Source organism: Microbacterium paludicola (genome assembly GCF_039529675.1).
Lineage (GTDB): Bacteria > Actinomycetota > Actinomycetes > Actinomycetales > Microbacteriaceae > Microbacterium > Microbacterium paludicola.
The window spans coordinates 1-500 of the sequence record NZ_BAAANG010000047.1; the positions used below are offsets into that span (position 1 = coordinate 1).

The window sequence follows — 500 nt, forward strand, 5'->3', positions numbered from 1 at the left end:
GCGCCAAGGTTCATAGCCCGCTATGAGTACTTCTGCACGGATGATGGATGTCCTCGACACACGGGGCAGATTCTGGACTGGGAGCTCACAGCTCTGCAGGGGCGGCTGCGTCACGAGAACGACACCGATGCGATCGCTCAGATCGAACGGAAGTTCCTCACCCAGATGTTCGCTCCAGGCCGTCAGACCTCGTTCTTCATGGGCAACTTCGAGGATGCACGCAAGCGCCACAGCTTCAGCGTGCTCGGAGTCTATTACCCGCCGGAGGGTGTCGGCACCAGCGTGGGCTTGTTCGATCTAGACCAGGACGGATGAGCCCGCCACTGCGGCGATGATCTGCTCGCGGTGACAGTGGGTCTGGTCTGCTTCGAAGCACAGCACGGCGACGGTGTGCTCCTCGGAGAGGGCCGCCAGGTCACGCACCGCGTCTGCGCCGTCGCCGCTGGTGATCAGCTCGCGATAGCGCGCCCGTGCCGTTGCGCCGGCGTCTGATGAGGCAT

The 500-nt window shown here is 63.4% G+C and carries 1 protein-coding gene and 1 pseudogene; one reads left to right on the top strand and one right to left on the bottom strand.

Annotated features, from left to right (window positions below; translation table 11 throughout):
* Positions 1-315: pseudogene (locus tag ABD161_RS15540) on the top strand (hypothetical protein); the annotation flags it as partial.
* On the opposite strand, the gene ABD161_RS15545 reads toward ABD161_RS15540, so the two are convergent.
* The coding region (locus tag ABD161_RS15545; RefSeq protein WP_344005034.1) for a DUF488 family protein, N3 subclade at positions 298-500 on the bottom strand (203 nt) is incomplete at its 5' end. The pseudogene ABD161_RS15540 and the gene ABD161_RS15545 overlap by 18 nt on opposite strands.